The sequence below is a fragment of the Rhodovulum sp. 12E13 genome (genome assembly GCF_003340565.1).
In the GTDB taxonomy this organism is placed as follows: domain Bacteria; phylum Pseudomonadota; class Alphaproteobacteria; order Rhodobacterales; family Rhodobacteraceae; genus HLUCCA09.
This window is the reverse complement of record NZ_QPLK01000014.1, coordinates 82,598-108,831: the sequence shown is the minus strand read 5'-3', so window position 1 is coordinate 108,831 and position 26,234 is coordinate 82,598. Positions and strand designations below refer to the sequence as shown.

General features: G+C 70.9%; 21 protein-coding genes and 1 tRNA gene. 9 read left to right on the top strand and 13 right to left on the bottom strand.

Features of this window, described 5'->3' with window-relative positions; all coding sequences use genetic code 11:
- Positions 1–750 precede the first annotated feature (750 nt).
- From DLJ49_RS13345 to DLJ49_RS13330, 4 genes are all read right to left on the bottom strand, one after another.
- Complete coding sequence (locus DLJ49_RS13345) at positions 751–1,833, bottom strand: quaternary amine ABC transporter ATP-binding protein (protein ID WP_115394050.1); 1,083 nt, start codon at positions 1,831–1,833, stop codon at positions 751–753.
- A 12-nt stretch (positions 1,834–1,845) separates the two neighbouring features.
- Entirely contained in the window at positions 1,846–2,886 is a 1,041-nt protein-coding gene (locus DLJ49_RS13340) for an ABC transporter permease (protein ID WP_115394049.1), read from the bottom strand.
- A gap of 73 nt (positions 2,887–2,959) precedes the next feature.
- Complete coding sequence (locus DLJ49_RS13335; RefSeq protein ID WP_115394056.1) at positions 2,960–3,946, bottom strand: ABC transporter substrate-binding protein; 987 nt, start codon at positions 3,944–3,946, stop codon at positions 2,960–2,962.
- Positions 3,947–4,211: 265 nt separating this feature from the next.
- Positions 4,212–6,047: a M3 family oligoendopeptidase gene (locus tag DLJ49_RS13330; protein WP_115394048.1), complete on the bottom strand. Its 1,836-nt coding sequence runs from the start codon at positions 6,045–6,047 to the stop codon at positions 4,212–4,214.
- A 183-nt stretch (positions 6,048–6,230) separates the two neighbouring features.
- On the opposite strand from DLJ49_RS13330, the gene DLJ49_RS13325 reads away from it, so the two are divergent.
- The gene (locus DLJ49_RS13325; RefSeq protein WP_115394047.1) at positions 6,231–6,734 is read left to right on the top strand and encodes a lytic transglycosylase domain-containing protein; all 504 of its coding nucleotides are present in this window, start codon (positions 6,231–6,233) and stop codon (positions 6,732–6,734) included.
- A 20-nt stretch (positions 6,735–6,754) separates the two neighbouring features.
- On the opposite strand, the gene DLJ49_RS21785 is transcribed toward DLJ49_RS13325, so the two are convergent.
- The 5 genes from DLJ49_RS21785 to DLJ49_RS13305 all read right to left on the bottom strand — a co-directional run bounded on the left by DLJ49_RS21785 (position 6,755) and on the right by DLJ49_RS13305 (position 12,366).
- Positions 6,755–6,910 (bottom strand): hypothetical protein, encoded by a 156-nt coding sequence (locus tag DLJ49_RS21785; protein ID WP_158547465.1) that lies wholly within the window; start codon positions 6,908–6,910, stop codon positions 6,755–6,757.
- Positions 6,907–7,485: a sarcosine oxidase subunit gamma gene (locus tag DLJ49_RS13320; RefSeq protein ID WP_115394046.1), complete on the bottom strand. Its 579-nt coding sequence runs from the start codon at positions 7,483–7,485 to the stop codon at positions 6,907–6,909. The genes DLJ49_RS21785 and DLJ49_RS13320 overlap by 4 nt, the downstream gene beginning before the upstream one ends.
- Before the next feature lie 4 nt (positions 7,486–7,489).
- A complete protein-coding gene (locus DLJ49_RS13315; protein ID WP_115394045.1) occupies positions 7,490–10,441 on the bottom strand; it encodes a sarcosine oxidase subunit alpha family protein in 2,952 nt (983 codons plus the stop codon).
- Between the two features lie 313 nt (positions 10,442–10,754).
- Positions 10,755–11,018, bottom strand: coding sequence for a sarcosine oxidase subunit delta (locus tag DLJ49_RS13310; protein WP_115394044.1), 264 nt, complete (start codon positions 11,016–11,018; stop codon positions 10,755–10,757).
- 94 nt (positions 11,019–11,112) lie between these two features.
- The gene (locus tag DLJ49_RS13305; RefSeq protein WP_115394043.1) at positions 11,113–12,366 is read right to left on the bottom strand and encodes a sarcosine oxidase subunit beta family protein; all 1,254 of its coding nucleotides are present in this window, start codon (positions 12,364–12,366) and stop codon (positions 11,113–11,115) included.
- A gap of 1,013 nt (positions 12,367–13,379) precedes the next feature.
- On the opposite strand from DLJ49_RS13305, the gene DLJ49_RS13300 reads away from it, so the two are divergent.
- The 6 genes from DLJ49_RS13300 to DLJ49_RS13275 all read left to right on the top strand — a co-directional run bounded on the left by DLJ49_RS13300 (position 13,380) and on the right by DLJ49_RS13275 (position 22,014).
- Entirely contained in the window at positions 13,380–13,691 is a 312-nt protein-coding gene (locus tag DLJ49_RS13300; RefSeq protein WP_115394042.1) for an SH3 domain-containing protein, read from the top strand.
- 483 nt (positions 13,692–14,174) lie between these two features.
- Complete coding sequence (locus tag DLJ49_RS13295) at positions 14,175–15,203, top strand: ligase-associated DNA damage response exonuclease (protein WP_115394055.1); 1,029 nt, start codon at positions 14,175–14,177, stop codon at positions 15,201–15,203.
- A 51-nt stretch (positions 15,204–15,254) separates the two neighbouring features.
- Positions 15,255–16,964, top strand: a complete 1,710-nt coding sequence (locus DLJ49_RS13290) for an ATP-dependent DNA ligase (RefSeq protein ID WP_115394041.1) — start codon at positions 15,255–15,257, stop codon at positions 16,962–16,964.
- A 363-nt stretch (positions 16,965–17,327) separates the two neighbouring features.
- Entirely contained in the window at positions 17,328–19,487 is a 2,160-nt protein-coding gene (dnaG, locus tag DLJ49_RS13285) for a DNA primase (protein ID WP_115394040.1), read from the top strand.
- A 237-nt stretch (positions 19,488–19,724) separates the two neighbouring features.
- Positions 19,725–21,710, top strand: coding sequence for an RNA polymerase sigma factor RpoD (gene rpoD, locus DLJ49_RS13280; protein ID WP_115394039.1), 1,986 nt, complete (start codon positions 19,725–19,727; stop codon positions 21,708–21,710).
- 10 nt (positions 21,711–21,720) lie between these two features.
- Positions 21,721–22,014: an HlyU family transcriptional regulator gene (locus DLJ49_RS13275; protein ID WP_115394038.1), complete on the top strand. Its 294-nt coding sequence runs from the start codon at positions 21,721–21,723 to the stop codon at positions 22,012–22,014.
- 342 nt (positions 22,015–22,356) lie between these two features.
- Here the strand turns inward: DLJ49_RS13275 and DLJ49_RS13270 are convergent.
- From DLJ49_RS13270 to pdxH, 4 genes are all read right to left on the bottom strand, one after another.
- Positions 22,357–22,433: transfer RNA gene (locus tag DLJ49_RS13270), tRNA-Pro, on the bottom strand.
- Positions 22,434–22,479: 46 nt separating this feature from the next.
- Positions 22,480–22,971: a DUF192 domain-containing protein gene (locus DLJ49_RS13265; protein WP_115394037.1), complete on the bottom strand. Its 492-nt coding sequence runs from the start codon at positions 22,969–22,971 to the stop codon at positions 22,480–22,482.
- Positions 22,964–23,506, bottom strand: a complete 543-nt coding sequence (locus tag DLJ49_RS13260) for a cold-shock protein (protein ID WP_115394036.1) — start codon at positions 23,504–23,506, stop codon at positions 22,964–22,966. Before DLJ49_RS13260 ends, DLJ49_RS13265 begins: the two co-directional genes overlap by 8 nt.
- A 354-nt stretch (positions 23,507–23,860) precedes the next feature.
- On the bottom strand, positions 23,861–24,487 hold the full coding sequence (pdxH, locus tag DLJ49_RS13255; protein ID WP_115394035.1) for a pyridoxamine 5'-phosphate oxidase: 627 nt from the start codon (positions 24,485–24,487) through the stop codon (positions 23,861–23,863).
- Positions 24,488–24,632: 145 nt separating this feature from the next.
- Here pdxH and fabI point away from each other — a divergent pair, with 145 nt between their 5' ends.
- Both fabI and gpt read left to right on the top strand, forming a co-directional pair.
- Entirely contained in the window at positions 24,633–25,451 is an 819-nt protein-coding gene (fabI, locus tag DLJ49_RS13250; protein WP_115394034.1) for an enoyl-ACP reductase FabI, read from the top strand.
- A 49-nt stretch (positions 25,452–25,500) separates the two neighbouring features.
- Positions 25,501–26,001, top strand: coding sequence for a xanthine phosphoribosyltransferase (gene gpt / locus DLJ49_RS13245; RefSeq protein WP_115394033.1), 501 nt, complete (start codon positions 25,501–25,503; stop codon positions 25,999–26,001).
- Positions 26,002–26,234: the final 233 nt, after the last annotated feature.

Below are 26,234 nucleotides of genomic sequence, written 5' to 3'. Positions count from 1 at the left end.
CGGCGCGGCTCTCGACCCGCAGGGACTTGTTGAAGCCCGTGACGACCGGCTGTAGCGTTTCACCCATGGCGTGCTCCGAGGGCTGCTGTCGGACTTGGTGTAGCAACTTGATTCTACAGAGCTTTCGTGGGCACGCCAGCCATTACCCCTGATTTGGATGAATAAGCCGGGTTCAGGGTCGGGTGGATCGAAGTGGTGTGCGCGGTTGTTGCCGCAGCCCAGGGAGCGATCTCACCCTCGCCGCGCGTCCCGGCTGGACGCATTCCGGTTTGCTGAAGATCAGCGCCGGTCGCGTTGTCTGGACCTCTGCCATTGCCGCCTCCCGGAAGGGCGTGTTCGTGCGCCACGTGGCGTGCAGGGTGACCGCCAGTTTCCGGGCCAGCACGACCTTGGCCTTGCGCGGTCCGGTTCTCGCGGCGATCGTCTTTGCCCAGTCCCGCAGCCGTGGCCCGTCCAGGTTTCGGCAGACGATTACGTTCGCGGCTTCGAACAGGCACTTCCTGGTGAAGGCGTCTCCCCGCTTGGACCCACGCCCGTTCCGGCTGATCTCTCCGCACTCCTAGCGTCCGGGCATCAGCCCGAGATAGGCGCCCGCGCCGGACGACCGGCGGAAGCGGGAGGCATCATCAAAGGCGTGACAACCGCCACCGCCGTGATCGGTCCGGAGTATTTGGGCCAGGCTGACGGAGCGGGGGCGGCGGGGCTGCCCGGCCGACGCGACGCAGGTAGGCGGGCGGCGCGCGGCGCGGGTCACGCGGAGGCGCGGGCGCGCATGCCGCTTTCCGATGCACCGGTGGGCACGAGGGCGCGCACGAGTTCCTCCATCTCGAGGATGCCGACCTGCCGTCCCTCGTCGTCGGTCACGGCATAGCGCAGGCCGGTCTCGCCGCCGGAGATGGCGATGACCTTCTCGAGCGTGTCCTCGGGGTGGACCTGCCCCGCCACGTTGGGCTGGGGCTGGGCGGTGGGGCGCATCACCGAGCGGACGCGCAGGACGCGGGCGCGGTTGATGTCGGAGATGAAGTCGACGATGTAGTCGTCCCCGGGATTCATCAGGATCGCCTGCGGCTCGTCCTGCTGCACGACGTAGCCGTCCTTCAGGATCACCAGGTGGTCGGCGAGTTTCAGTGCCTCGTCGAGGTCGTGCGAGATGAAGACGACGGTCTTGGCCAATTCCTCCTGCAGCTCAAGCAGCAGATCCTGCATGTCGGTCCGGATGAGCGGGTCGAGCGCGGAGAACGCCTCGTCCATCAGCATGATCGGCGCGTTCGAGGTGAGCGCGCGGGCAAGGCCCACCCGCTGCTGCATGCCGCCCGACAGCGCGCTGGGATACTGGTCGGCATTGCCGCCCAGGCCCACCCGATCGAGCCACTTGCGGGCTTCGCCCTCGTAGTCGGCCCGCTTCACGCCGCGCACCGCCGGGGCGAGCGCCGCGTTCTCGAGCACGGTGCGGTGGGGGAGAAGGGCGAAGTTCTGGAACACCATCGACATCTTCTCGCGTCTCAGCCGCCGCAGCGCCTCCTCGCCGTAGGAGAGGATGTCCTCCCCGTCGACCAGCACCTCTCCCGCGGTAGGCTCGATGAGGCGGTTGAGATGGCGAATGAGGGTCGACTTGCCCGAGCCCGACAGACCCATCATCACGGTGATGTCGCCCTCCTTGACCTCGACGTTGATGTCGTTGAGGCCGACGACGTGATTGTGCTCCTTGAGGATCTCGGCCTTGGACAGGCCGGCCTCGACATGGGCCAGCGCGCCCTTCGGGTCGTCACCGAAGATCTTGTAAAGATGGCGGATCTCGACGGTCGTGCGCTTGTCGTCACGCTTCTGTCTCATGCGTCCCTTCCCTCAGCTCTTCTGCTGCGCGTTGATCCGCGCGAGCGACGCCTTGGTCACGCGGTCGAGGATCACGGCGAGGATGACGATGCCGAGGCCCGCCACCAGCCCGACGCCGAGCTCGAGATTGCGGATGCCCCGCAGAACCAGCACGCCGAGGCCCGGCGCCGAGACGAGGCTGGCGATCACCACCATGGCGAGGCTCATCATGATCGTCTGGTTCACGCCGGCCATGATGTTGGGCAGCGCCAGCGGGATCTGCACGCCGTAGAGCTTCTGCCGCTTCGTCATGCCGAAGGCCTCGGCCGCCTCCATCACGTAGGGGTCGACCATGCGGATGCCGAGATTGGTCAGCCGGATCACCGGCACGATCGCGTAGAGGATGATGGCGATGCCGTAGAGCTTGGGCTCGGTGACGCTGAACAGGAAGATCAGCGGGATAAGGTAGACGAAGGGCGGAAGCGTCTGCAGCATGTCGAGCACGGGGATGGCCCCGTTCTGGAAGCCGTCCGATCGTGACATGGCGATTCCGATGGGCACGCCGATCAGAACGCAGATGAAGGCGCACACGAAGATGATCGCGAGCGTCTGCATCGCGTAGTCGTAATGGTCGATGAAGGCGAGGCCGGCGATCGACAGGGTGACGAAGGCGAGAAGGCCCCAGGAGCGCGACACGAACCATGTGATCGCCATCAGCAGCGGGATGACGATCCACCACGGCGTGTTGAGGATGCCGTAGAGCGACGATTCCAGCGCCCAGGACAGCGGCTGCGTGACGGGATCGAGCACGAAGGACATAGCGTCCTTCACATTGAGAAAGCCCCGCTCGAGCCCCTGCGTCAGTTCCCGCGATTGCGGGAAGGCCGCGCAGGCGTCGTTGAGCGCGTCCATCGAGGGAAACGGCAGCTCCCAGAGCGAAACGGCCGGCGCATCGCCTCCGCCGCTTTGCGCCAGAAGCTCGTCCATCGACATGGGCGCGTTGGTGTCGGTGCTGGCCTCGCCGCACCAGCCCCTGAGGCCGAGCGCGTCGAAGACGAAATCATAGGTAGCCACGTGTCCCCTCCGTGCAGATACGAAAAGGACGGGGCCCGGCCATCCGGGCCCCGTCCTGCCGGGCGTTGCCGTGTCAGCCCTGCTGGAGCAGCGCCGACAGGTTCTCGCGCGCGGCGTCGTTCAGCCAGCCGCTCCAGGTGTCCGGGTAGTTGCGCAGGAAGTAGACGGCCGTTTCCTCGGCGGTGGCGTTGTTCTCTTCCATCCAGGCGAGGAGCGAGGACATCGTGGCCGTCTCCCACTCCATGTTGGACAGGAACTCGACCACCTGAGGCTCGCGATCGGCCAGGTCGGCCGTGACCGAGGTCAGGATCGGCGCGGCGGGGAAGTCGGAGACGCCGGGATTCTCGGTGTCGGGGTTCTGGTTGCGGGCATGCACGTCGGGCTTGACCTCGCCCAGGTCGACCTTGGTCATGTCGTACTGGCCGAGCGGCACGGTCGGGCCCCAGTAATAGCCGAACCACGGCTCCTCGTTCTGGTAGGCCGAGGCCATCGAGGTGGCCAGCGTCTCGCCCGAGCCGTGGTTGAACACCTCGATGCCGCTCTCCTCGAGATCGAGGGCACGGATCAGGTTGTCGGAGACGACGCGGCAGCCCCATCCGTCGGGACAGTTGTTGAAGGTGCCGACGAGGTCGGGATTGTTCATCACGCCCTCGATCGTGGTCAGCTCGGGGTGCTCCTCGGCGAGGTAGGTGGGGATCCACCAGCCCTCGACGCCGCCCGGCACCAGCACCTCGTTGACGCGCACGACGCGGCCCTCTTCCTCGAGGCGCTCGTAGGCATCGCCGGTCGAGTTCAGCCACAGCTCGGTGACGATGTCGGGCTCGCCGTTTTCGGACACCGAGGTGACGGCCGGAACGGTGTCCGACGGAACGACGGCAACATCGCAGCCGTAGCCGTTTTCCATAAGGAAGGCGGCGGTGGCTGTGACCACCTGGGCCGAGGCCCAGTTCATCTCGGTGATCGAGACCTCGCCGCACTCCTGCTGCGCGGCGGCCGGCAGGGCGACGAAGAAGGGAGCGGACAGCGCCGTGGCGCCCGCCAGTAGCGTAAGCCGTGTCATGTAGAACCTCGTGTTTCGTTTCATCGGTCTGCCGCCGATTCCGCGTCTCCGCTGGCGAGGCGACAGCACAGGTCTGCCTGCGACCTCCTCGTGTCGCTTACTGACCTCGAACGTTCGTGAGGCTAAGGGCCTGACCGGCGACTTCAATGCCTTGACACGGCCGAATCAGCTCTGTTCGTCGCGTGCGGGCCCCTTTTTCGACCTGCCAAGACGAAATGACGCGCCTTGACAATGCCGTCCCTTCGCTCGGGCGAAGGGTTTCCCGTCACTTCTCGAGAGCTTCCAGATCGTCGATGAATCGCTCGATCATCCCCAGCCCCTTGTCCCAGAAGGCGGGGTCGGAGGCGTCGAGGCCGAAGGGTGCGAGCAACTGCTTGTGGTGCTTGGATCCGCCCGCCTCGAGCATCTCGAAATACTTCTGCTGGAAGCCCGGATCGCCCTCTTCGTAGACGGCGTAGAGCGCGTTCACGAGGCCGTCGCCGAAGGCGTAGGCATAGACGTAGAAGGGCGAGTGCACGAAGTGCGGGATGTAGCTCCAGAACACCTCGTAGCCGTCCATGAACTCGAAGGCCGGCCCGAGGCTCTCGCCCTGCACGCTCATCCACAGCGCGTTGATGTCGTCGACAGTCAGCTCGCCCTCGCGGCGGGCGGCGTGCAGCTTGCACTCGAAATCGTAGAAAGCGATCTGGCGGACGACCGTGTTGATCATGTCCTCGACCTTGCCGGCCAGCATCACCTTGCGCTGCGCGTCGTCTTCCGCGTTGCGCAGCATCCGGCGGAAGGTGAGCATCTCGCCGAACACGCTCGCCGTCTCGGCCAGCGTCAGGGGCGTCGACGACAGAAGCTCGCCCTGCCCCGCCGCGAGCCGCTGGTGCACGCCGTGGCCCAGCTCGTGGGCGAGCGTCATCACGTCGCGCGGCTTGCCGAGGTAGTTGAGCATCACGTAGGGATGGACGGACGCGACCGTGGGATGCGCGAAGGCGCCCGGCGCCTTGCCGGGCTTCACGCCCGCGTCGATCCAGCCCTTGTGAAAGAACGGCTCGGCCAGCTCGGCCATCTTCGGGTCGAACTCGGCATAGGCGTTCATCACCGTCTCGCGCGCCTCGTCCCAGCCGACGACGCGGTCGTCCTCCATCGGAAGGGGCGCGTTGCGGTCCCACACTTGCAGCGTGTCGAGGCCGAGCCACTTGCGCTTGAGCTCGTAGTAGCGGTGCGAGAGGCGCGGATAGGCACGCACCACGGCATCGCGCAGCGCCTCGACCACCTCGGGCTCGACGTGGTTGGCAAGATGACGCCCCGTCTGCGGCGTGGGCATCCCGCGCCAGCGGTCCTCGATCTCCTTTTCCTTGGCGAGCGTGTTGTGGACGCGGGCAAAGAGCTTGGCGTTCTCCGAAAAGACACGGGCGAGCTCGCGTGCGGCGGCCTCGCGGCTGGCGCGGTCCTGGTCGGTCAGGTGGTTGAGGGTGGCCTCGAGGCCCTGCACCTCGCCGTCCACCTCGAATTCGAGCGCCGCGATCGTCTCGTCGAACAGCCGGTTCCACGCGGCGGCCCCCACGACCGACTGGTCGTGGAGGAACTTCTCCAGCTCGTCCGACAGCTGGTAGGGCTTCATCGCGCGCATCCGCTCGAAGATCGGGCGGTAGCGGGCGAGCGCGTCGTTGGCGGCCAGAAGGCCCTCGAGGTGGTCGTCCTCGAGCCGGTTCAGCTCGAGCGAGAAGAAGACGAGCGGCGTCGTGTCGTCGGTGATCTTCTGCTGGGTGTCGCCAAGGAACTTGGCGCGGCCGCCATCGGTCGTCTGCTGGTAGTAGCGCAGGCCGGCGAACGACATGATGCGGCCGGCCACCTCGTCGATCTTCTCGTAGCGCTGCACGCAGACAAGCATGGCGGCCGCGTCGAGGCCGGCCAGCCTGCCCTCGTAATCGGCGGCGAAGGCGGCGCATTCGGCCGCGAGCCAGTCGAGATCGCGGGCGAGCTCCGGCGCGTCCTCCGAGGCGTAGAGATCGGTCAGGTCCCATTCCGGCAGATCGCCCAGGTTGCGCGCCCCTCCCTCGGCGGCGGCGTCGAAGGCGGGGCGGGGCGCACGGGCGAGACTTGGCAGCATGGAATCCTCCGTCGGGGTTCTCTCCGATCTAGGGCGCTCGGGCGGCGAGGCGCAACCCGGAGAGCCTGCATGCCGCGCAGGCGGCTTTCCGCCACCGGCCTGCCGGCGCGGTCCGGCCCGGGTTGCCAAGCCGCGCGGCCCTGCGCCAACTGAGCGCGGCCGCATCACGGAGACGTGCAAACGATGACCATCCGCCTCGCCGCCCGCCTTCTCGCCACCGCCGCCCTCGGCGCCCTCGCCGCCTGCGGCGCCCCGCGGGAGGATCTGTCGACCAAGGCGGTGATGCCGCTCCACCCCGGCGAGACGCCCGAGCTGCGCGCGCTGATCGACGAATACGCCGACCTTCACGGCGTGCCCCGCCCGCTCGTGCACAAGGTGATCCAGCGCGAATCCGACTACCGCCCGCATGCCCGCAACGGCCCCTACTGGGGGATGATGCAGATCCTGCCCGCCACGGCGCGCGGCATGGGCTTTCAGGGCCAGCCGGCCGACCTGCTCGATGCCGAAACCAACCTCAACTACGCGGTGAAATACCTGCGCGGCGCCTGGATGGTCTCGGACGGCGACATGGACGAGGCGGTCATGTGGTATGCACGCGGCTACTACTACGAGGCGCGCGACCGTTGCCTGCTGGTCGAGACGGGCCTGCGCACCCGCGAGGTCGCCCGGCACTGTCGCGACGGCTGACCCGGAAGGGCCGTGGCACCTCAGCGCCCCAGGAGCCGCGCCACCAGGTAGACGGCGAGGCCCGCCAGCCCGGCCACGACCGCGGCCCGAAGCAGGAACGAGGCAACCGGAACCAGCACCATCAGCGCGAAGACGATGGCCGCCGCCACGAGCGCGATGGCGAGCGCGTCGTTCACCCCTGCGTCTCCCTGCCGCCACCAGGTGCCGGGCGCGGCCGCGCCGCGAGGCCGCGCATCGCCGTCTCGATCTCGTGGAAGGCGGTGCGGGCGAAGGAGCGCATGACGAGAAGCTCGATACCCTCCCCCGTCGCGGTCAGCTGTGCCGTCATGTGCCCCAGCAGAGTGCGCGCCGTCCGCCCGACGGGGAAGCGCGCGGGCCGCAGGTCGAGCGGCACGAGACGGGCAAGAACGGCAGCGGTGTCAGGGCCGGCGAGCGCGAGGCGGGCATGAACGTCCGAGACGTCGGTGACCGCGGCGTGATCGGCGAGATGCGGATCGGCCGCCTCGGGGCCGATCAGGAGCGCCTGCGCCCGGCCTGCCCAGCGTATCTCGGTGTCGCCCGATCGCGCCGTTTCACCGGGGGCGGGAAAGGGCACGCCGTGGGCCGCCGCGAGCGCCTCCGACAGCCCCGCCGCGCGCCCCGGATACGGCGCGATCCACCACAGCGGCACCAGCGGCAACTCTGAAAGCTCGGCCGCGCCATGCCGGGCCGTGCGGCCGGCGAGCAGGGTCTCGGGGGGCAACGTGGGCATCGGCTCAGCTCCTTGCGCGGGCGCCGTCGGGATCGAGGAAGACGGGCGGACAGATCTCCACCTCCGTCGTCACCCCGCGCAGATGGTCGACCATCACCAGCCGTTCCCCCATCCGCTCCGGTCCAGCCGAGACGAAACCGAGCGCGATGTCGTGGCCGAGCGTGGGCGAGTGGCAGGCAGAGGTCATATAGCCCTGATCGTTGATGCGGGTCGCCCGCGCCCCCCGCTTGAACAGATGCGCCCCGGCGAGCAGCCGCCCGTCCTTCTCCACCGGCCGCAGTCCGACCAGCCGCTCGCGCCCGGGGTCGAGCAGGCCCGGCCGCGTGGCCGCCGCCTTGCCGATGAAGTCCTTCTTGGGCGAGAGCATCCTCTGCATTCCCAGATCGTAGGCGGTGGTCCGCCCGTGCAGCTCGGCATGGGTGGGAAAGCCCTTCTCGATCCGCAGGACATTCAGCGCCTCCATGCCGTAGGGCCCGCCGCCCAGACCCTCGGCATAGGCCAGCAGCAGCCGCCAGAGCGCAGCGCCGTGGCGGGCGGGCACGGCAAGCTCGTAGGCGTGCTCGCCGGAGAACGAGATGCGGAAGAGCCGCCCCGCGATGCCGGCCACCCGCACCGCGCCGCAGGCCATGAAGGCAAAGCCCCCCGGGTCGTGCCCGCCGTCGAGGAGCTGCGCGAGCAGGTCCGGCGCGCGCGGCCCGGCCACGGCGAACTGCGCCCAGCCGTCGGTGGTGGAGGTGAAGCGCGTGGCCATGTCGGGCGCGTGGCATTGCTGGACCATCTCGAGATGCGCCATCACCCCGCCCGCCGCGGCGGTCGTGGTGGTCATCACCCAATGGTCGTCGGACAGCCGCGCGGTGGTGCCGTCGTCCATCACGTGGCCGTCCTCGCGCAGCATGATCCCGTAGCGCGCGCGGCCGGGCTTCAGCGTAGAGAAGCGCGAGGTGTAGACGAGATCGAGGAAGGCGCCGGTATCGGGGCCGCGGAACTCGATCTTGCCCAACGTCGAGACGTCGGCCACGCCCACCGCCCCGCGCACCATCGCCACCTCGCGGTCGCAGCTCTCGCGCCACGTGGTCTCGCCCGGCGCGGGAAAATAGCTCGGCCGGTACCACAGCCCCGCCTCCACCATCGGCGCGCCGCGGCCGACGCTCGCGTCGTGCGAGGTGGTGAACCGCTCGGGCGCGAAGCCCTTGCCCTGCGCCCCCGCCGCCATGGCGCCGAGCGGCACGGGCACGTAAGGCGGGCGAAACGTGGTCGTGCCCGTCCCGGGTATGCTGCGCCCCGTCGCCTCGGCGAGCACGGCGAGCGCGGCGACGTTCGAGTTCTTGCCCTGGTCGGGCGCCATGCCCTGGGTGGTGTAGCGCTTCATGTGCTCGACCGAGACGAAGCCCTCGCGCGCCGACAGCTCCACGTCCTTGACCGTCACGTCGTTCTGGAAGTCGAGCCAGGCGCGGCCCTTTCCCTTCACCCGGAAGACCGCGGTGGATCGCCCCGGATCGTCCTCCGCCTCGGGCGGTGCGATCTGCGGCGCGCGCATCCCTAGGCGTTGCAGCGCCTCCCCCGCCGCCGCGAGCCCCGAGGCGAGGCAACCCGCGGTGTCGAAGACGCCCGCCGCCGCGCCCGCCGGAACCAGCCCCGGCACGGCGCCCTTCGCGCCCTCCTTCGGCGGCAGGAAGGTGCCGAGGCCCTCGTCCCATTCGGGCCGCCCGCCCATGTGGCAGGCGAGATGGACCGTCGGGTTCCACCCCCCCGACATCGCCAGCACGTCCGCCGCGATGCGCCGCTCCCGGCCGCCTGAGGCCACCCGGATCGCCGTCAGCCCCTGTCGGCCGGAGGTGCCCACCACCTGCCCGCCGGCGAAATAGGGCGCCTCGATCCCCTCGGGCGGGGGGGCGTCTGCGCGCGGGTCGATCACGGCGGCAATCTGCACACCGGCGGCGGCGAGGTCGCGCGCGGTGCGGCGTGCATTGTCGTTAGCGGCGAAAAGGGCGACGCGCTTGCCCGGCACAACGCCCCAGCGGTGCAGGTAGGCGCGCAGGGCGCTCGCCATCATCACCCCGGGCCGGTCGTTGCCCGGAAACGCGACGGGGCGCTCCAGCGCGCCGGCGGCGAGCACCGCGGCGCGCGCGTCGATCCGCCAGAAGCAGTCGCGCGGGGCGCCCGGCGCCGGGTGGGCGAGGTGCTCCGTCACCCGCTCGAGCGCGCCGAACGTGCCGCCATCGTAGGCGCCGGTGACGGCGGTGCGCGTCATGATCCGGACGTTCGGCATCGCGGCGAGGCGCGCGACTGTCGCCGCGACCCAGTCATGCGCGGACCGGCCGCCCACCTCCTCGGCCTCGGCAAGCAACCGGCCGCCGGCCTCCGCCGCCTCCTCGGCGAGGATCACGTCGGCCCCCGCCTCTCCGGCCGCGAGGGCGGCCATCAGGCCCGCCGGCCCCGCCCCGATCACCAGCAGGTCGCACGAGGCGAAGGCCTTCTCGTGCCGGTGCGGGTCGGGATCGCGGGTGAAGCTGCCGAGGCCCGCCGCGCGCCGGATCGCCGGCTCGTAGACGCGCTCCCAGAAGGCGGCGGGCCACATGAACGTCTTGTAGTAGAAGCCCGCGCCGAGGAACGGCGCGAAAAGATCGTTCGCCGCCAGGAGATCGCGCTCGAGGCTCGGCCAGCGGTTCTGGCTGTGGGCGACGAGCCCCTCGTGCAGCTCCTGCACGGTGGCGCGCACGTTCGGAATCCGCCCCGCCTCCTCTCCGACCTCCACGAGCGCGTTCGGCTCCTCCGACCCGGCGGTGAGGATCCCCCGAGGGCGGTGATACTTGAAGCTCCGTCCCACCAGCCGCACCCCGTTCGCGATCAACGCCGAGGCCAGCGTATCGCCGGGATGCCCCGTCAGCATCCGTCCGTCGAAGCGGAACGGCACCGACTGCGTCCGGTCCACGCGCCCCCAACCCGGCAGCCTCATGCCACGCCCCTCCCGCACTGGAGGCAAGCCGGGGGCGCTCCCGCCTCCGCTCGGGGCCTCGCGGCCCCTCCCTCCGTTGGGCCCGGCGCCGGCTGGCGCCGGCGCGGCAGCGCGCGCGGCACCGGCGCACCCTGGCCGGCCGGTGGGGCCGGACGTGCCGCCAGAGGGGTGTCCCCGCCGCCGGCGCCATTCGCCGGCCAGCGCATGCAGCCCGGCACGCGCGCCCCACGCCCCCTCATCATCTTGGCCCAAATACTCCGGGGGAGTCGCCCGGAACGGGCGACGGGGGCAGCGCCCCCCGCGGCGGCCGCCCTCATGCGCCACCCTCCGCGGCGAGGCGCACCGAAAAGACCTCGTGGGTGGCCGTGTCGCGCTCGACGACCAGCCAGGCGGTGCATCCCGCTCCGTGATACCACAGCTCATCCGACCGTCCGGCGGGATTGTCGCGCAGGTGCAAGTGGTCATGCCACGCCTCCGACCACGTCTCGTCCTCGGGGCGACGGGCGAGGACGGCCGCACCCCTTGGGGTGAATTCGCGCAGGTCGCGGGGGCCACAGAGGGGGCAATCGAGGCGCATGTCGGGTCTCGGTATCGGGCGGTTGGGTGTCGGTATCGCGTCGGTGCTGGCGCGTTCGGTGCGGGAGCGTTCGGGCGGCACGCGCGCCGAAAGCCTAGTGAAGATTGTGCTGGGCGCCGGTGCCCTCCTCGTCCATCAGGCCGTGGCCGGTCTCGAACCGGTCGAGGCGGAAGCGGGCGGCGGCCGGGTGGGGCTCGCCCGTCGCCAGCAGCCGGGCGAAGCAGTCGCCCGAGCCGGGCACCGCCTTGAAGCCACCGTAGCACCAGCCGGTGTTGAGGTAGAGCCCGTCCACGGGCGCGCGGTCGATGATCGGCGAGCCGTCGGGCGACATGTCCATGATCCCGCCCCAGCTGCGCAGCATGCGCGCCTTGCCGATCATCGGCATCAGAGTGACGCCCGCCTCGATCACGTGCTCGGCCATCGGCAGGTTCCCGCGGGCGGCGTAGGACGGGTAGAAATCGAGATCGCCGCCGAACACGAGCCCCCCCTTGTCGGACTGGCTGATGTAGAAATGGCCCATGCCGTAGGTCACGACGTGGTCGATCACCGGCTTCAGCCCCTCGGTGACGAACGCCTGCAGGACGTGGCTCTCGATCGGCAGCCTCAGGCCGGCGAGCGCGGCGACCTGGCTCGAGCGCCCCGCCACGGCGAGGCCGACCGTCCCGGCCGCAATCCGTCCGCGCGACGTCTGCACGCCGGTCACGCGGCCGCCCTCCGTCTCGATCCCCGTCACCTCGCAGTTCTCGATCAGATCGACGCCCAGCCGGTCGGCGCCGCGGGCGTATCCCCACGCCACCGCGTCGTGCCGGGCGGTGCCGCCGCGCGGCTGGTAGAGACCGCCGTAGATCGGAAAGCGCGTCTGCTCGAAGTCGAGATAGGGCAGGATCTTCCGCACCCCCTCTGCGTCGAGCAGGATCGCGTCGTCGCCCTGGTTGCGGATGGCGTTGCCGCGCCGGGCGTAGGCGTCGCGCTGGCCGTCGGAGTGGAACAGGTTGATGAGGCCCCGCTGCGAGTGCATCACGTTGTAGTTGAGGTCCCGCTCCAGCCCCTCCCAGAGCTTGAGCGAATGGGAATAGAACTCGGAATTGCCGGGCAGGCCGTAATTGGCGCGCACGATGGTGGTGTTTCGCCCGACGTTGCCCGAGCCGATCCAGCCCTTCTCGAGCACCGCGACGCGCCGCACGCCGTGGCGCTTCGCCAGGTAGTAGGCGGTCGACAGCCCGTGGCCGCCGCCGCCGACGATCACCACGTCGTAGGCCGCCTGCGGCTCGGCCTTGCGCCAGGCCGGCCGCCAGCCGCGGTTGCCGGCCAGCCCCTTTCGGAGGATCTGTAGGGCGTTGTAGCGCATCCCGCTCCCCTGTTCGCGACGGCCGCTGGGCGGGTCGCTACCGGCCGCACAGGAGCAAGACGGCGCGGGATTGTCCATGCCCCGCGGCGACACGGCGCGTCACGCGGGCGACATCGGCGGCGCGCGGAGCCCCGGTCTCCCATGCGCCGCGATGGCCAGGCCCGCCCGGGCCCGCTGGCGTTGGCCCCGAACGGCAGGAGTTACACGCGGGCGAAGGATGCTTCGCTGGAGGGGCGCCTGCGCTGATCGCGGCGTGCCTGTCGGCAGGCCCGGCTCTGTGGGCCCGGCTCTGTGGGCCCGAATCTGAAGGCCAGCATCTGAAGGCCAGCGTCTGAAGGCCGGCGCATGAAGGCCGGCCCGGGGCGGCGATCCGTCAGGTCGATAGCGGCGGCCGGTCGATCGGCGCTCTGGGCGTCGTCGCGAGCGACGGGCTCGACGATGTCGAGCTCGTCCACGGGGGCGTGCCCGCGGCTGTTCGGCGGCCGTGACACCGCGTCGGGTTTCGCCCTCGGCAGCCGGAGCGGAGCATCGGCGCCAGCGCAGGCCGCGCCGGCCCAGGCGCTCCCGGCCGCGAGCCTCGGCGATCTCGACACGGCTCCGACGCGCCCCGTCGGATGTTCCGACGACGGCAGCCGCAACACGGAGGTGCCCTGCAACGGTGGACCCAGGTCTGGGGATATCAGGCGGTCGACTTGCTGGCCGGTGGCTGCCGAGCGCGTGCTCCTCCGGCGCAAGGCCGACGATACCGACACTCCCGCGCTCCGTCTGCACCCGCGTCAGCCCGGCGCCGGAGCCGATGGCCCCGGTCCCGTTGCCCGGCGGCGGGGCGCTGCCGATCGGTGGGCTCGCCGCGGCCGGGCGGCCGTGGGCGTGGCGGCAATGATCGACCCCTTGTCGCGCGGCGCTCCTGCAACGGCCCGAGGCCCGCCATGCGTCGGCCGAGCACGGCCCGTGGCGCGGGCGGCGCCGCGCCGCTAGCCTGCCCGCGAGGCCAGAAATGGGGGACAGGCAGGATGCGGAAGCGGAGGGCGCGGAGGGCCGCGCTGGTGGCGGTGCTGGCGATCGGGGCGACAGGTTGCGCGGGGCCGATCGCGGCGCCCATCGCGGGCCGGTCGGTGGTGACGGGCGTGGGCGCCGACGACATGCTCAAGCTGCGCGCGGGGCCTGGCACGGGCTTTCGCATCGTGGCGGGGCTGCCCGAGGGATCGGTCGTGGTGAACCGGGGCTGCTCCCGCGTCGGCGGCACGCCGTGGTGCGAGGTGGAACTGGCGGAATCGCGTGGTCTGCGCGGCTACGTCTCGGGGCACTACCTGCGTGACGAATAACGGGCCGCAGCGGCCCCGCGTCGCCCCACGAAGTCGCCCCACGGCATCGCCTCAGGGCGCCCCCGCGGGGACGACCGGACGTGACGGGCAGACACGGAGCCCTGGCGCCCTGCAGCCGGCCGGGTCGGGGGCGCTGCCCCCGTCGCCGCCTGCGCGGCGACTCCCCCGGGATACTTTGAGCAAGAAGAAGACGGGGCGCGCGGCTCTTCCCCCGAGCTGGCGAGACCGGGGAGGATCCGGCAGATTCGGGAATCGGGCCAGGGGACGATGCGGGAGGCGGACCACGCGGCCTAGCCGTCCGGCGGCCCCGGACCCGCCCGGCCGTGTCACGGGCCGGGAAGAGCCTGGCGCACGGGCACGAGGCGGGCGACCCGGGGAAGCCAGCATGCCCCTTCGCCGCCCGGCGGGGCCTGACGGGGAGAGCTGGGCCTGACGGGGCGTGCGGGGCCTGACGGGGCGCGCGGGAGCGCTATGCTCGCCAGCATGGCGCGCGAGTCGGTCCTGACCTTCACCGAGCGGGGCATCTATTGCCCGGCGGGCGACTTCTTCATCGATCCTTGGCGCCCGGTCGACCGGGCGCTCGTCACCCACGGACATGCCGACCACGCCCGCCGGGGCCATGCGCGCTACCTTGCCACCGAGGGCTCGGCACCGGTCATGCGGCACCGGCTCGGCGACATCCGGCTGGAGACGGCCCGCTACGGCGAGGCGCGGCGGATCGGGGGCGCGACGGTCAGCTTCCATCCCGCCGGCCACGTGCCGGGCTCGGCGCAGATCCGCGTCGAGGTGGGCGGCGAGGTCTGGGTCGTGTCGGGCGACTACAAGGTCGAGGACGACGGGCTGTCGGAGCCGTTCGAGCCGGTGCGCTGTCACGCCTTCGTCAGCGAATGCACCTTCGGGCTGCCGATCTTCGCCTGGGCGCCGCAGGCCGACGTCGTGGCGCAGATCGAGGGCTGGTGGCGCGCCAACGCCGCCGCGGGCCGGGCGAGCGTGATCGGGGCCTACGCGCTGGGCAAGGCGCAGCGGATCATCGCCGCGGTCGACGCCTCGATCGGGCCGGTCCTGACCCACGGCGCGGTGGAGGCGACGAACGCGGTGCTGCGGGCGCAGGGCGTGGCGCTGCCCGAAACGGTGCCGGTGACCGCGGAGGTCAAGGGCAAGGACCACCCCGGCGCGCTGGTGGTCGCGCCCCCTTCGGCGCTGGGCACGCCGTGGATGCGCCGCTTCGGCGCGGCCTCGACCGGCTTCGCCAGCGGATGGATGCGGCTCAGGGGCGTGCGGCGCCGGCGGGCCGCCGACCGGGGCTTCGTGATGTCGGACCATGCCGACTGGGCGGGCCTCAACGCCGCCATCGCCGAGACGGGGGCCGAGCGGGTCTTCGTCACCCACGGCTACACGTCGGCGTTCCGCGCCTGGCTCGAGACGCAGGGCTATGACGCGGCGGTGGTCGAGACAGAGTTCGAGGGGGAGGGCCTCGACAGCCCGGAGGCGGTGGCAGACAGCCCGACCTGAGCCTTCGGCGCGCGATGTGACGTGCCGCCCGCCCGCGCTAGACTGCCGGGCATGGAAGGGCAGGACGGACAGAGACGGACGGGTGCGCCGGAGGATCCCGCCGCGCGGGAGCACGGCGGTCGGATAGAAGGCGGGCCGGCAGGGGCCGGCTTCGCCCGCTTCGTCGCGTTGTTCACCGCGCTCGACCAGACGACGCGGACCAATGCCAAGGTCGCCGCGCTCGCCGCCTATTTCCGAGAGGCGCCCGAAGCCGACCGGGTGTGGTGCATCGCGCTGCTCACCGGCCGCCGGCCGAAGCGGATGCTCACCTCGACGCTGCTGCGCGACTGGGCCGCCGAGCGGGCGGGCCTGCCGCTGTGGCTGTTCGAGGAGAGCTACGCGGTGGCGGGCGATCTGGCCGAGACGATCGCGCTGATCCTGCCCGAGGGCGCGGGGCGGTCGGACGCCTCGCTCGCCGACTGGATCGGCCGGCTGCGCGCCCTGCCCAAGCTCGACGAGCCCGAGCGCAAGGCGCTCGTGCTCGCCGCGTGGGAGCGGCTGGCGCCGACCGAGCGCTTCGTGTTCAACAAGCTGCTGACGGGCGGCTTCCGCATGGGGGTGAACGCGAAGCTCATGACGCGGGCGCTGGCGCAGGCGACCGGGATCGACGAGCCCGAGCTGGCCCACCGCCTGATGGGCGACTGGCAGCCCGACCGCGCGACGTGGGCATCGCTCGTGCTGGCGCCGGACCCGGGCGAGGCGGCGAGCCGGCCCTACCCGTTCTACCTCGCCTACCAGCTCGACGATCCGCCCGACAGCCTGGGCGACCCCGCAGACTGGGCGGCGGAGTGGAAATGGGACGGCATCCGTGGCCAGCTCATCCTGCGCGACGGACAGCACTTCGTCTGGTCGCGGGGCGAAGAGCTGATGACCGACCGCTTCCCGGAATTCGCCGCGTCGCGGGATTTCCTGCCCGAGGGCATCGTGCTCGACGGGGAGATCCTTGCCTGGGATCACGCCGCCGACGCGCCGCAGAGCTTCAACGCCCTGCAGGCGCGGATCGGGCGCAAGACGGTGCCGAAGACGCTGCTCGTCGAGGCGCCGGTGGTGCTGCGGGCCTACGACCTGCTCGAATGGCAGGGCGAGGACTGGCGCGCGCGCCCCTTCGCCGAACGGCGGGCGCAGCTCGAAGCGGCGCTGGCGCACCTGCCCGACGCGGCACCGGTGCGCCTGTCGCCGCTGGTGGACTTCGACGACTGGGCGGAGCTGGCGGGGGCGCGGGCCACGGCACGGGGCAGGCAGGCCGAGGGGCTGATGCTCAAGAGATGGGCCTCGCCCTACCTCGCCGGCCGAAAGAAGGGCGACTGGTGGAAGTGGAAGGTCGACCCGCTGACCGTCGACGCGGTGATGGTCTACGCCCAGGCGGGCCACGGGCGGCGGGCGAACCTCTACACCGACTTCACCTTCGCGGTGTGGGACGGCCCGCCGGGCGAGGGGGCGCTCGTGCCCGTCACCAAGGCCTATTCCGGGCTCACCGACGCCGAGTTCCGCCGGATCACCGCCTGGGTGCGCAGGAACACGCTGGAGCGCTACGGGCCGGTGCGCGCGGTGCGGCCCGTCCACGTCTTCGAGATCCATTTCGAGGGGATCCAGAAGAGCAGCCGCCACAAGTCGGGGATCGCCCTGCGCTTTCCGCGGATGGCGCGGTGGCGCGAGGACAAGCCGGCCGAGGAGGCGAACACGCTCGCCGACCTGAAGGCGCTGCTCGCCGCCCACGGCTGAGCCGGCAGCGGGGCGAGGTGCCGCTGCGAGCCGCCCGTTTGCGCCCGCGGGCGCCGCGCTCCGCGGGGGTGTGCGCTTCCCCGATCTGCCGGGCGCGCCGGACGGAGAGCGCGGAAGGGGGGCCAGCCCCCCGTCGCCCGTGCCGGGCGCCTCCCCCCGGGATATTTTCCGGCAAGAAGAAGCAGCGGGCAGGAGCAGACCGACCGGCCCCCCGAGCCTCGGCGGCCCGGATGCGTGCGGGGTGCGGCCGCCGCGCCCCGGATCTCTGGGCGATGCGGAACCTGGGCGGGTATCGCGGGACAGCGGCGCGGGCGGGGCGGAGTCGGCTGGACAGGGGGGAGACGGGCGCCGATATTGGCGGCGATGTCGCTGCCCCCCGCCTTCCTCGACGATCTCCGCTCGCGCGTGTCGCTTGCCGACCTCGTGGGGCGCAAGGTGACGTGGGACCGCAGGAAATCGAACCAGGGCCGGGGCGACTGGTGGGCGCCCTGCCCGTTCCACCAGGAAAAGACGGCGAGCTTTCACGTGCTCGACCGCGAAGGGCGCTACTACTGCTTCGGCTGCCACGCCAAGGGCGACGCCATCACCTTCCTGCGCGAGGCCGAGAACCTGTCGTTCATGGAGGCGGTGGAGGAACTGGCGCGGATGGCCGGCGTGGACATGCCGGCGCGCGACCCGAAGGCCGCGGAGAAGGCGGAGAAGCGCGCGACGCTGGCCGACGTGATGGAACAGGCGGTGCGCCATTACCGCATGCAGCTCGCTTCGGCGAAGGCGGCGGAGGCGCGGGACTATCTCGCGAAGCGCGGGCTCGACGCGGCCACGCTCGCGCGGTTCGAGATCGGCTACGCGCCGCCCGGCTGGGAGGGGCTGCGCGAGGCGCTCGCCGCACAGGGCGTCGAGGTCGAGCGGATGCTGGCGGCCGGGCTCGTGCGCCCCTCCGACAAGGGGCGCGCGCCCTACGACACGTTCCGCGACCGCATCCTGTTTCCGATCCGCGACGCGCGGGGGCGGGCCATCGCCTTCGGCGGGCGGGCGATGGACCCGGGCGACAGCGCCAAGTATCTCAACTCGCCCGACACCGAACTCTTCGACAAGTCGCGCACGCTCTACAATCACGGGCCGGCGCGGGGCGCCTGCGGGAAGGGCGCGGCGCTGATCGTGGCCGAGGGCTACATGGACGTGATCGCGCTGGTCAGGGCGGGCTTCGAGGGGGCGGTGGCGCCTCTCGGCACGGCCGTCACCGAGCAGCAGCTGCGGATGCTGTGGAAGATGCACGACGAGCCGATCGTGGCGCTCGACGGCGACCGGGCGGGCCTGCGGGCGGGCGAACGGGTGATGGATCTCGCCCTGCCGCTGATGGAGGCCGGGCAGTCCCTGCGATTCGCGCTTCTGCCGGAGGGGCGCGACCCCGACGACGTGATCCGCGAGGGCGGCGCCGAGGCGATGCAGGCGGTGCTCGACGGTGCCCTGCCGATGGTCGAACTGATGTGGCGACGCGAGACGGAGGGGCGCGCGCTCGACAGCCCAGAGCGGCGCGCGGCGCTCGACAGGGCTCTGCGCAGCCGGGTGTCGCGGATCGCCGACCCCTCGATCCGGGCGCATTACGCGCACGCCCTGCGCGACCGGCGCGCGGAGCTTTTCGGCTTCGACCGGGCCGGCACCGCGCGGGGCGAGCCGGGCCGGGGCTGGCAGCCCGGCGGCGGCGCGCGCAGGGAGCGCGGCTTCGGGGCGCGGCGGTTCGCGCCGCCCGTCCTGCCCATGCAAGCGACGCGGGCCGCGGCACGGGCCGCCGAGGGCACGGCGCCCGAGCACCTGCGCGAGGCGGTGATCCTCGCCACGCTGATCGCCTGCCCCGCGCTGATCGAGGACTTCGCGCACGTGCTGGAGGAGACGGAGTTCACCGGGGCGGGCCACGCCGAGATCGCCGCGGCGCTGCTGTCCTGCGACGTGGCGGGCACGGCCGCCGAGGTGCGCGCCGGCCTCGAGGCGCGGCTCGGCCGCGCGCCCCTTGAAAGGCTGATGGCGCCGCGCCATGTCACCCTCTCGCCGGGCGTGCGGCGGGCCCATGACCGGGACGTTGCGCGCGCCTGCCTCGCGGGAGAGTTCGCACGCCTCGCCGCCGCGCGGGGGGCCGCGCGTGAGGTGGCGGAGGCGATGGAACGGCTGGGTCGTGCCGAGCGGGCGCCCGAGCCAATGCCCGGCCTCTCGGATGCGGCCGCCGCGTGGCAGCCGGCCGCGGACGGGGCCGAAGATCGCGTGCCGGCGGGAGCGGCTCGGCTCGATCCCCGGGCCGAAGGCGACGAGGACGAGGAGGGTGCGCCGCCCGATGCGCTGACCTGGCGGCTGGCCGAGGCGGCGCGTGCCCGCGCGGCGGCCGAGCGGACCGCTGACGGCGATCGCGCGGAATTCGACCTGGCGCCCAACGGGGTGCGGCTCGACCGGCGCGAGAAGAGCGCCTTTGCCGATCTCCTGCGCGAGATCGGCCATGGCGCCGCCGGCGACGAAGCCGGCGGCAAGGAGTGACGGCCGGGACGGACCCGGGAACCGGGACGGGCCCGGGAACCGGGACGGGCCCGGGGACGGCGATGGCGCCGCGAAGGTCGTCGACAGACCGAGGGGAGACGCGCGTGACCCTTCAGCCGCTGAACGGTTGGCAAGCCGCATCTTGCTGCGTAACCGAGGTGGACCCGCGCGATTCCCGCACTAATGATTCGTGCGAGACCCGCCTCCGCGAATCACGCGCCCGGACAGGAGTGCTGCATGGCCGCTAAGGACGCCGACGACCGCAAGCAGGAAGAGGCCGAGCCGGAGATCTCGCTCGACATGAGCCAGGCCGCGGTCAAGAAGATGATCGCCGAGGCCAAGGAACGCGGCTACATCACCTACGATCAGCTCAATGCCGTCCTGCCGCCCGACCAGACGTCGTCGGAGCAGATCGAGGACGTCATGTCGATGCTCTCGGACATGGGCATCAACGTGATCGAGGACGAAGAGGCCGAAGACGAGGAATCGAAGAAGTCGACCGAAGTGGTCGAGACCTCGACCTCGCGCGAAGTCGCCATGTCCACCACCGAGAGCGAGAAGCTCGACCGCACCGACGATCCGGTGCGCATGTATCTGCGCGAGATGGGCTCGGTCGAACTCTTGTCGCGCGAGGGCGAGATCGCCATCGCCAAGCGCATCGAGGCCGGGCGCAACACCATGATCGCCGGGCTGTGCGAGAGCCCGCTGACCTTCCAGGCGATCACGATCTGGCGCGACGAGCTTCTGTCGGAAGAGATCCTGCTGCGCGACGTGATCGACCTCGAGGCCACCTTCGGCCGCGGCCTCGGCGAGGAGGAAGAGGAGGAGCCTGTCGTCGCCGCCCCGGCGGAGGACAGCTCCGACCAGAAGAAGGACGAGGGCCCGGAACTCGACGCAGACGGCAACCCCATCGCCAAGGACGCCGACGAGGACGACGACGACGAGCAGGCCAACATGTCGCTCGCCGCGATGGAGGCCGCGCTCAAGCCACGGGTGCTCGAGACGCTCGATCGCATCGCCGTCGACTTCACCCAGCTCGAGGAGATGCAGGACCGGCGCATGTCGGCCACGCTCAACGAGGATGGCTCGTTCGGCACCGGCGACGAGGAGCGCTATCAGAAGCTCCGCTCCGAGATCGTGCAACTGGTGAAGGAGCTGCACCTCCACAACAACCGCATCGAGGCGCTGATCGACCAGCTCTACGGCATCAATCGCCGGATCATGTCGATCGACAGCGCGATGGTGAAGCTCGCCGACCAGGCCCGGATCAACCGGCGCGAGTTCATCGAGGCCTATCGCGGCTCCGAGCTCGACCCGACATGGATCGAGCGGATGCGCGAGAGGCCCGGCCGCGGCTGGGCGTCGCTGATGGACCGCTCGGCCCAGAAGGTGGTCGACCTGCGCTCCGAGATGGCGCAGGTGGGCCAGTATGTCGGCGTCGACATCTCCGAGTTCCGCCGCATCGTCCAGCAGGTGCAGAAAGGCGAGAAAGAGGCGCGGCAGGCCAAGAAGGAGATGGTCGAGGCCAATCTGCGCCTCGTGATCTCGATCGCCAAGAAATACACCAACCGCGGCTTGCAGTTTCTCGACCTGATCCAGGAAGGCAACATCGGCCTGATGAAGGCGGTCGACAAGTTCGAATACCGCCGCGGCTACAAGTTCTCGACCTATGCCACGTGGTGGATCCGGCAGGCGATCACGCGGAGCATCGCCGACCAGGCGCGCACGATCCGCATCCCCGTGCACATGATAGAGACGATCAACAAGCTGGTCCGCACGGGTCGGCAGATGCTGCACGAGATCGGCCGCGAGCCGACGCCCGAGGAGCTGGCCGAAAAGCTGCAGATGCCGCTCGAGAAGGTTCGCAAGGTGATGAAGATCGCCAAGGAGCCGATCAGCCTCGAGACGCCCATCGGCGACGAGGAGGACAGCCAGCTCGGCGACTTCATCGAGGACAAGAACGCCGTGCTGCCGCTCGACAGCGCGATCCAGGAGAACCTCAAGGAGACGACGACGCGGGTGCTTTCGTCGCTGACGCCCCGCGAGGAGCGGGTGCTGCGCATGCGCTTCGGCATCGGGATGAACACCGACCACACGCTCGAGGAGGTCGGCCAGCAGTTCAGCGTCACCCGCGAGCGAATCCGCCAGATCGAGGCGAAAGCGTTGCGCAAGCTCAAGCACCCGAGCCGCTCGCGCAAGCTGCGCTCGTTCCTCGACCAGTAAGGCAGGCACGATGTCGATCCTTTCGCGCCTCTTCGGTTCGCGCGGCGGCGAGGGCAGCGAGGGTGGCGGCCCGGCCGCCCCCGCCGAGGAGCACGACGGCTACCGCATCACGCCCGAGCCGCAGCGCGACGGGTCGAGCTGGCGCATCGCCGCCCGCATCGAGAGGGAGGTGGGCGGCGAGACGAAGACCCACCGGATGATCCGCGCCGACACGCTGCAGAGCGAGGAGGCCGCCGCCGAAGCTTCGCTCGCCAAGGCGAAGGCGCTGATCGACGAGCAGGGCGAGGCGATCTTCCGCAGCTAGGCGGGGGCCGGCACCCGCGCGGTGCGCCGCGACGCGCCGCGCCGCTTGTCCGTGTCCGGCGCGGCGGCAAGGGATCAGCCTGGCGGCCGTGACGGTGCGCGCGCCGGAGGTTCCGAAGGGTCGGAACGGTGCCACGCCGTGTCCGGCGTGCGGCACCGCGCGCTGGCATTGAGCCGCGGCGCCGCTGCCGGACGACGAGCCGACGTACCCGTTCCGGCAATGTCGAGCGGCGTCATGAAGAAGACCGACACGTTGCCCTGGCCGATGCGGTCAGCGCCCCGCGAGACAAGCGGGCCCGCCCAAGCCGCTGCAAAGAGAGCGTCGTTTGAGCCGGCCAAGGGATGGTCGGGGCGGCAGGATTCGAACCTACGACCTACGGTACCCAAAACCGTCGCGCTACCAGGCTGCGCCACGCCCCGACAGCGCTTCGATAGACGCTGCGCGCAGCGATGAAAAGAGCGCGCGTCAGTCGGTGCAGGGCCAGGCAGCGCCTTCGCCGAAGGCGGGGTGGCGCATCTCGGTGCCAGGGTCGATGCCCAGCGCCTCGGCCAGACCGCCGTTGATCTCGAGCACCGCCAGCACGCCGTCGCCGCCCGAGATCGACGTCTCGTCGCCCGGGATGGCGCGGTCATGGACATGCTGCACGACGCCATCGGGCCGCACGAAGATCATGTCGAGCGGGATCAGCGTGTTGCGCATCCAGAACCTGGGCTCGCCGGCCCGCTCGTAGACGAAGAGCATGCCCGCGCCCGAGGGCATGCTCTCGACATGCATCAGCCCGCGGGAGCGTTCGGCATCATCGTCGGCGATCTCGACGGTGAAACTGGCCTGCCCCCAGTCTCCGCGGAGGTCGACCCGGTCGGTGGCGCACTCCGCCGAGGCTGCCGTCGCGCCTGCGCCGAGGCCAACGAGCGCGAAAAGCGCGACGACGGCCCCGCGCCTGAATGCCTCAATCATGGATCGCCCGCTCCCATGCCGCGACCTCGACGGCGAGCCGCCCGCGCGAGCCCTGCACGACGCGCAGCGCCACCGCCTCGCCCGGCTGCAGGTCGGCGAGGCCGGACCGGCGCAGCACCTCGACATGCACGAAGATGTCCTCGGGGCGGCCGAACACGTTTGCAAAGCCGAAGCCCTTCGACTTGTCGAACCATTTCACGCGGGCCGGTTCCAGCGGCAGGGCCGCGCGCTCCTCCGGCGTGACGTGCTCGAGATCGCCGAGCGGCGCCTCGTCGCCGGTCTCGGGCGGGGTGATCGCGAAGACCTGCACGGCCTGCTTGCCGCGGGCCGTCTGCTGCACGCCCACCTCGACGCGAGCATCGTCGGCGACCGAACTCTGCCCGAAATTCCGCAGGACGTTGGCATGAAGCAGGATATCGGGGCCGCCCTCGTCGGCGACAACGAAGCCGAAGCCCTTGCCCGGATCGAACCACTTCACCCGACCCGCCACGCGGCGGACTTCGGCCGCCCTGTCGCTCTCGTCGCGCTCGCTCACGCCGTCACCACCGTCGACACCCCGTCTCGATCAGGACCTTATCGCAACACGCACCCCGGATGACCCGGATACCTGCAATTCCAAGTATTTCGCGAACGACAGGCCCACCCCATTACTGGGCCGGCGCGCCGACTGAAATACAACCTTGGGTTAATCTTACCGTGCTGCCGGTTATCGCCGGCTCCGACCGGAACTCTCAAGCCAGACCCCGCCTACGCGCCTGAGACTAATTCACTTTCTCCACGGGCGAAAGGGGCGGAAGCCTGATGGCCGCCCCTAGCGCCGTTTTTCAGCGCTCCGCGCAGGCCAAGGCACGGCACCTGGGCGCAGAATCGTCGCGCACGGCGGCCCGGATCACGGGCTCAGGCGCAAGACGTCCCAGCCGCCCGCGCCGCCGGGCGCGCGCGTCGTCCAACGGAAGCGGTCATGCAGGCGATAGGCGCCGTCGGCCCAGAACTCGATCTCGACGGGCCGGATGCGGATGCCGCCCCAGAAGGGCGGGCGCGGCGGATTGGTCCCCTTGGTGGCGGTGATCCGCGCCACCTCGGCCATCAGCGCGGTGCGCGAGGCGAGCGGTCGCGACTGCGCCGACGCCCATGCGCCGAGCCGCGACTTCAGCGAGCGGGTGGCGAAATAGGCGTCGGCCTGTTCGCCCTCCTCCTTCTCGGTCATGCCGCGCACCCGGATCTGCCGACGCAGGCTCTTCCAGTGCAGCACGAAGGCGGCCTTGCCCGTCGCCTCGATCTCGCGCGCCTTGGCCGACTCGTAGTTGGTGTAGAAGACGAAGGCGCCCGAGGCGTCGCCGTATGCCTCGATCTCCTTGAGGAGCACCATGCGCGCATTGGGCAGGCCGTCCGCGTCGACCGTCGCGAGCGCGATGGCCGTCGGGTCGTTCGGCTCGGTCGCCTCGGCCTCGCGCAGCCATGCGCGCGCCAACTTGAAAGGGTCGTCTCCGGCGAAGGGGCCCGTCCGATCGCTCACGTCTCGCTCTCCTGCTTCTCACTCGGCCGTTCCGGGCCGTCGATGCGCGCCTGCACGCCGCGCCCCGCGCTCCGCCGGTTCGCCTTGAACCCTGCGTCGCCCTCGGCCTAAAGGGAGACAGGTGACGACGGGACGAGGCGGGGCGATGGCGGCGCAGCTGATGGCGGGCAAGCGGGGACTTATCATGGGCCTCGCCAATGACAAATCCATCGCCTGGGGCATTGCGCAGGCGCTTGCCGGGGCTGGCGCGGAACTCGCTCTGACCTACCAGGGCGAGCAGTTCAAGAAGCGCGTCGTGCCGCTGGCCGAGCAGCTGGGCGCGACGCAGGTCGCCCCCTGCGACGTCTCCGACGAGGCGTCGGTCGACGCCTGCTTCGAGCAGTTGCGCACGGCCTGGGGCAGCCTGGATTTCTACGTCCATGCGATCGGGTTTTCCGACAAGTCGGAGTTGCGCGGCCGCTACGTCGACACCAGCCGCGACAACTTCCTGATGTCGATGGACATCTCCGTCTATTCCTTCACGTCATGCGTGCGCCGGGCCGCGGCGATGATGCCGCAGGGCGGCGCCTGCCTGACACTGACCTATTACGGCGCCGAGAAGGTCATGCCGCATTACAACGTCATGGGCGTGGCGAAGGCCGCGCTCGAGGCGTCCGTTCGCTACATGGCCGAGGATCTCGGCAAGGACGGGGTGCGCGTCAACGCGATCAGCGCCGGCCCTATCAAGACGCTCGCCGCCTCGGGCATCGGCGACTTCCGCTATATCCTCAGATGGAACGAGCTGAACGCCCCGCTGCGGCGCACGGTGACACTGCAGGACGTGGGCAACTCGGCGCTCTATCTGCTGTCCGATCTCGGGGCGGCGGTCACGGGCGAGGTGCACCATGTCGACGCGGGCTACCACGCGGTCGGCATGAAGGCGGTCGACGCGCCCGACATCGGCTCGCCCGAGGGGGCGCCCTGAGCGGCGGACCGGGAAGTGCGCAGCGACGACCGCTAGCCGGGAGAGAGACATGACCGACCGTTTGCCCCACGAGAAGGGCTTTCACGTCAGCTGGGACCAGCTCCACCGCGACGCCCGCGCCCTCGCCTGGCGGCTGGAAAGCGCGGGGCCGGAGGGCGGCTGGCGCGGCGTGGTGGCGATCACGCGGGGTGGCATGGCGCCGGCGATGATCGTCAGCCGCGAGCTCGACATCCGCACGGTCGACACGATCAGTGTGAAATCCTACGATCACCAGACCCAGACCGCCGCGAAGGTGCTGAAATCGCCGGACGCCGACCTGATGGGCGACGGCACGGGCATCCTGATCGTCGACGACCTCGTGGATACGGGCAAGACGCTGGAACTGGTGCGCGAGCTCTATCCGAGGGCGCATTTCGCCACGATCTACGCCAAGCCCAAGGGGCGCGGCATGGTCGACACCTTCATCACCGAGGTCAGCCAGGACACCTGGATCTTCTTTCCCTGGGACATGGCGCTGCAATACGTCGAGCCCTATCGCGGACGCGACTGAGGGGCCCGGAAGCCGGGCCGACGAAGCCCGGCCGCCAGCCGGCGCAGGTAGACACGGGCTCCCCTCACGGCCAGGAACCGGGTGCGCAGGCGGGCCGCATCGGTGGCGCGCGCTCCGGGTTCGCGGATGGTCGGACGCGGGCCGCCCTGCCGCGGCGCGGGCCGCCCTGCCGCGGCGCGGGTGCGGAGGCTGCTCGCTGTGCCGCGGGAGGAGCGCGCGGCGGAGGTCGACCG

Bases quoted from the DNA above. Each gene is read 5' to 3' on its own strand.
- DLJ49_RS13335 (WP_115394056.1), bottom strand. From the start codon at position 3,946: ATGACACGGCTTACGCTACTGGCGGGCGCCACGGCGCTGTCCGCTCCC.
- DLJ49_RS13310 (WP_115394044.1), bottom strand. From the start codon at position 11,018: ATGCGCCTCGATTGCCCCCTCTGTGGCCCCCGCGACCTGCGCGAATTC.
- DLJ49_RS13295 (WP_115394055.1), top strand. From the start codon at position 14,175: ATGGCGCGCGAGTCGGTCCTGACCTTCACCGAGCGGGGCATCTATTGC.
- dnaG (WP_115394040.1), top strand. From the start codon at position 17,328: ATGTCGCTGCCCCCCGCCTTCCTCGACGATCTCCGCTCGCGCGTGTCG.
- DLJ49_RS13320 (WP_115394046.1), bottom strand. From the start codon at position 7,485: ATGCCCACGTTGCCCCCCGAGACCCTGCTCGCCGGCCGCACGGCCCGG.
- DLJ49_RS13315 (WP_115394045.1), bottom strand. From the start codon at position 10,441: ATGAGGCTGCCGGGTTGGGGGCGCGTGGACCGGACGCAGTCGGTGCCG.
- DLJ49_RS13265 (WP_115394037.1), bottom strand. From the start codon at position 22,971: ATGATTGAGGCATTCAGGCGCGGGGCCGTCGTCGCGCTTTTCGCGCTC.
- DLJ49_RS13345 (WP_115394050.1), bottom strand. From the start codon at position 1,833: ATGAGACAGAAGCGTGACGACAAGCGCACGACCGTCGAGATCCGCCAT.
- rpoD (WP_115394039.1), top strand. From the start codon at position 19,725: ATGGCCGCTAAGGACGCCGACGACCGCAAGCAGGAAGAGGCCGAGCCG.
- DLJ49_RS13305 (WP_115394043.1), bottom strand. From the start codon at position 12,366: ATGCGCTACAACGCCCTACAGATCCTCCGAAAGGGGCTGGCCGGCAAC.
- DLJ49_RS13325 (WP_115394047.1), top strand. From the start codon at position 6,231: ATGACCATCCGCCTCGCCGCCCGCCTTCTCGCCACCGCCGCCCTCGGC.
- DLJ49_RS13330 (WP_115394048.1), bottom strand. From the start codon at position 6,047: ATGCTGCCAAGTCTCGCCCGTGCGCCCCGCCCCGCCTTCGACGCCGCC.
- DLJ49_RS13290 (WP_115394041.1), top strand. From the start codon at position 15,255: ATGGAAGGGCAGGACGGACAGAGACGGACGGGTGCGCCGGAGGATCCC.
- DLJ49_RS13275 (WP_115394038.1), top strand. From the start codon at position 21,721: ATGTCGATCCTTTCGCGCCTCTTCGGTTCGCGCGGCGGCGAGGGCAGC.
- DLJ49_RS13300 (WP_115394042.1), top strand. From the start codon at position 13,380: ATGCGGAAGCGGAGGGCGCGGAGGGCCGCGCTGGTGGCGGTGCTGGCG.
- gpt (WP_115394033.1), top strand. From the start codon at position 25,501: ATGACCGACCGTTTGCCCCACGAGAAGGGCTTTCACGTCAGCTGGGAC.
- fabI (WP_115394034.1), top strand. From the start codon at position 24,633: ATGGCGGCGCAGCTGATGGCGGGCAAGCGGGGACTTATCATGGGCCTC.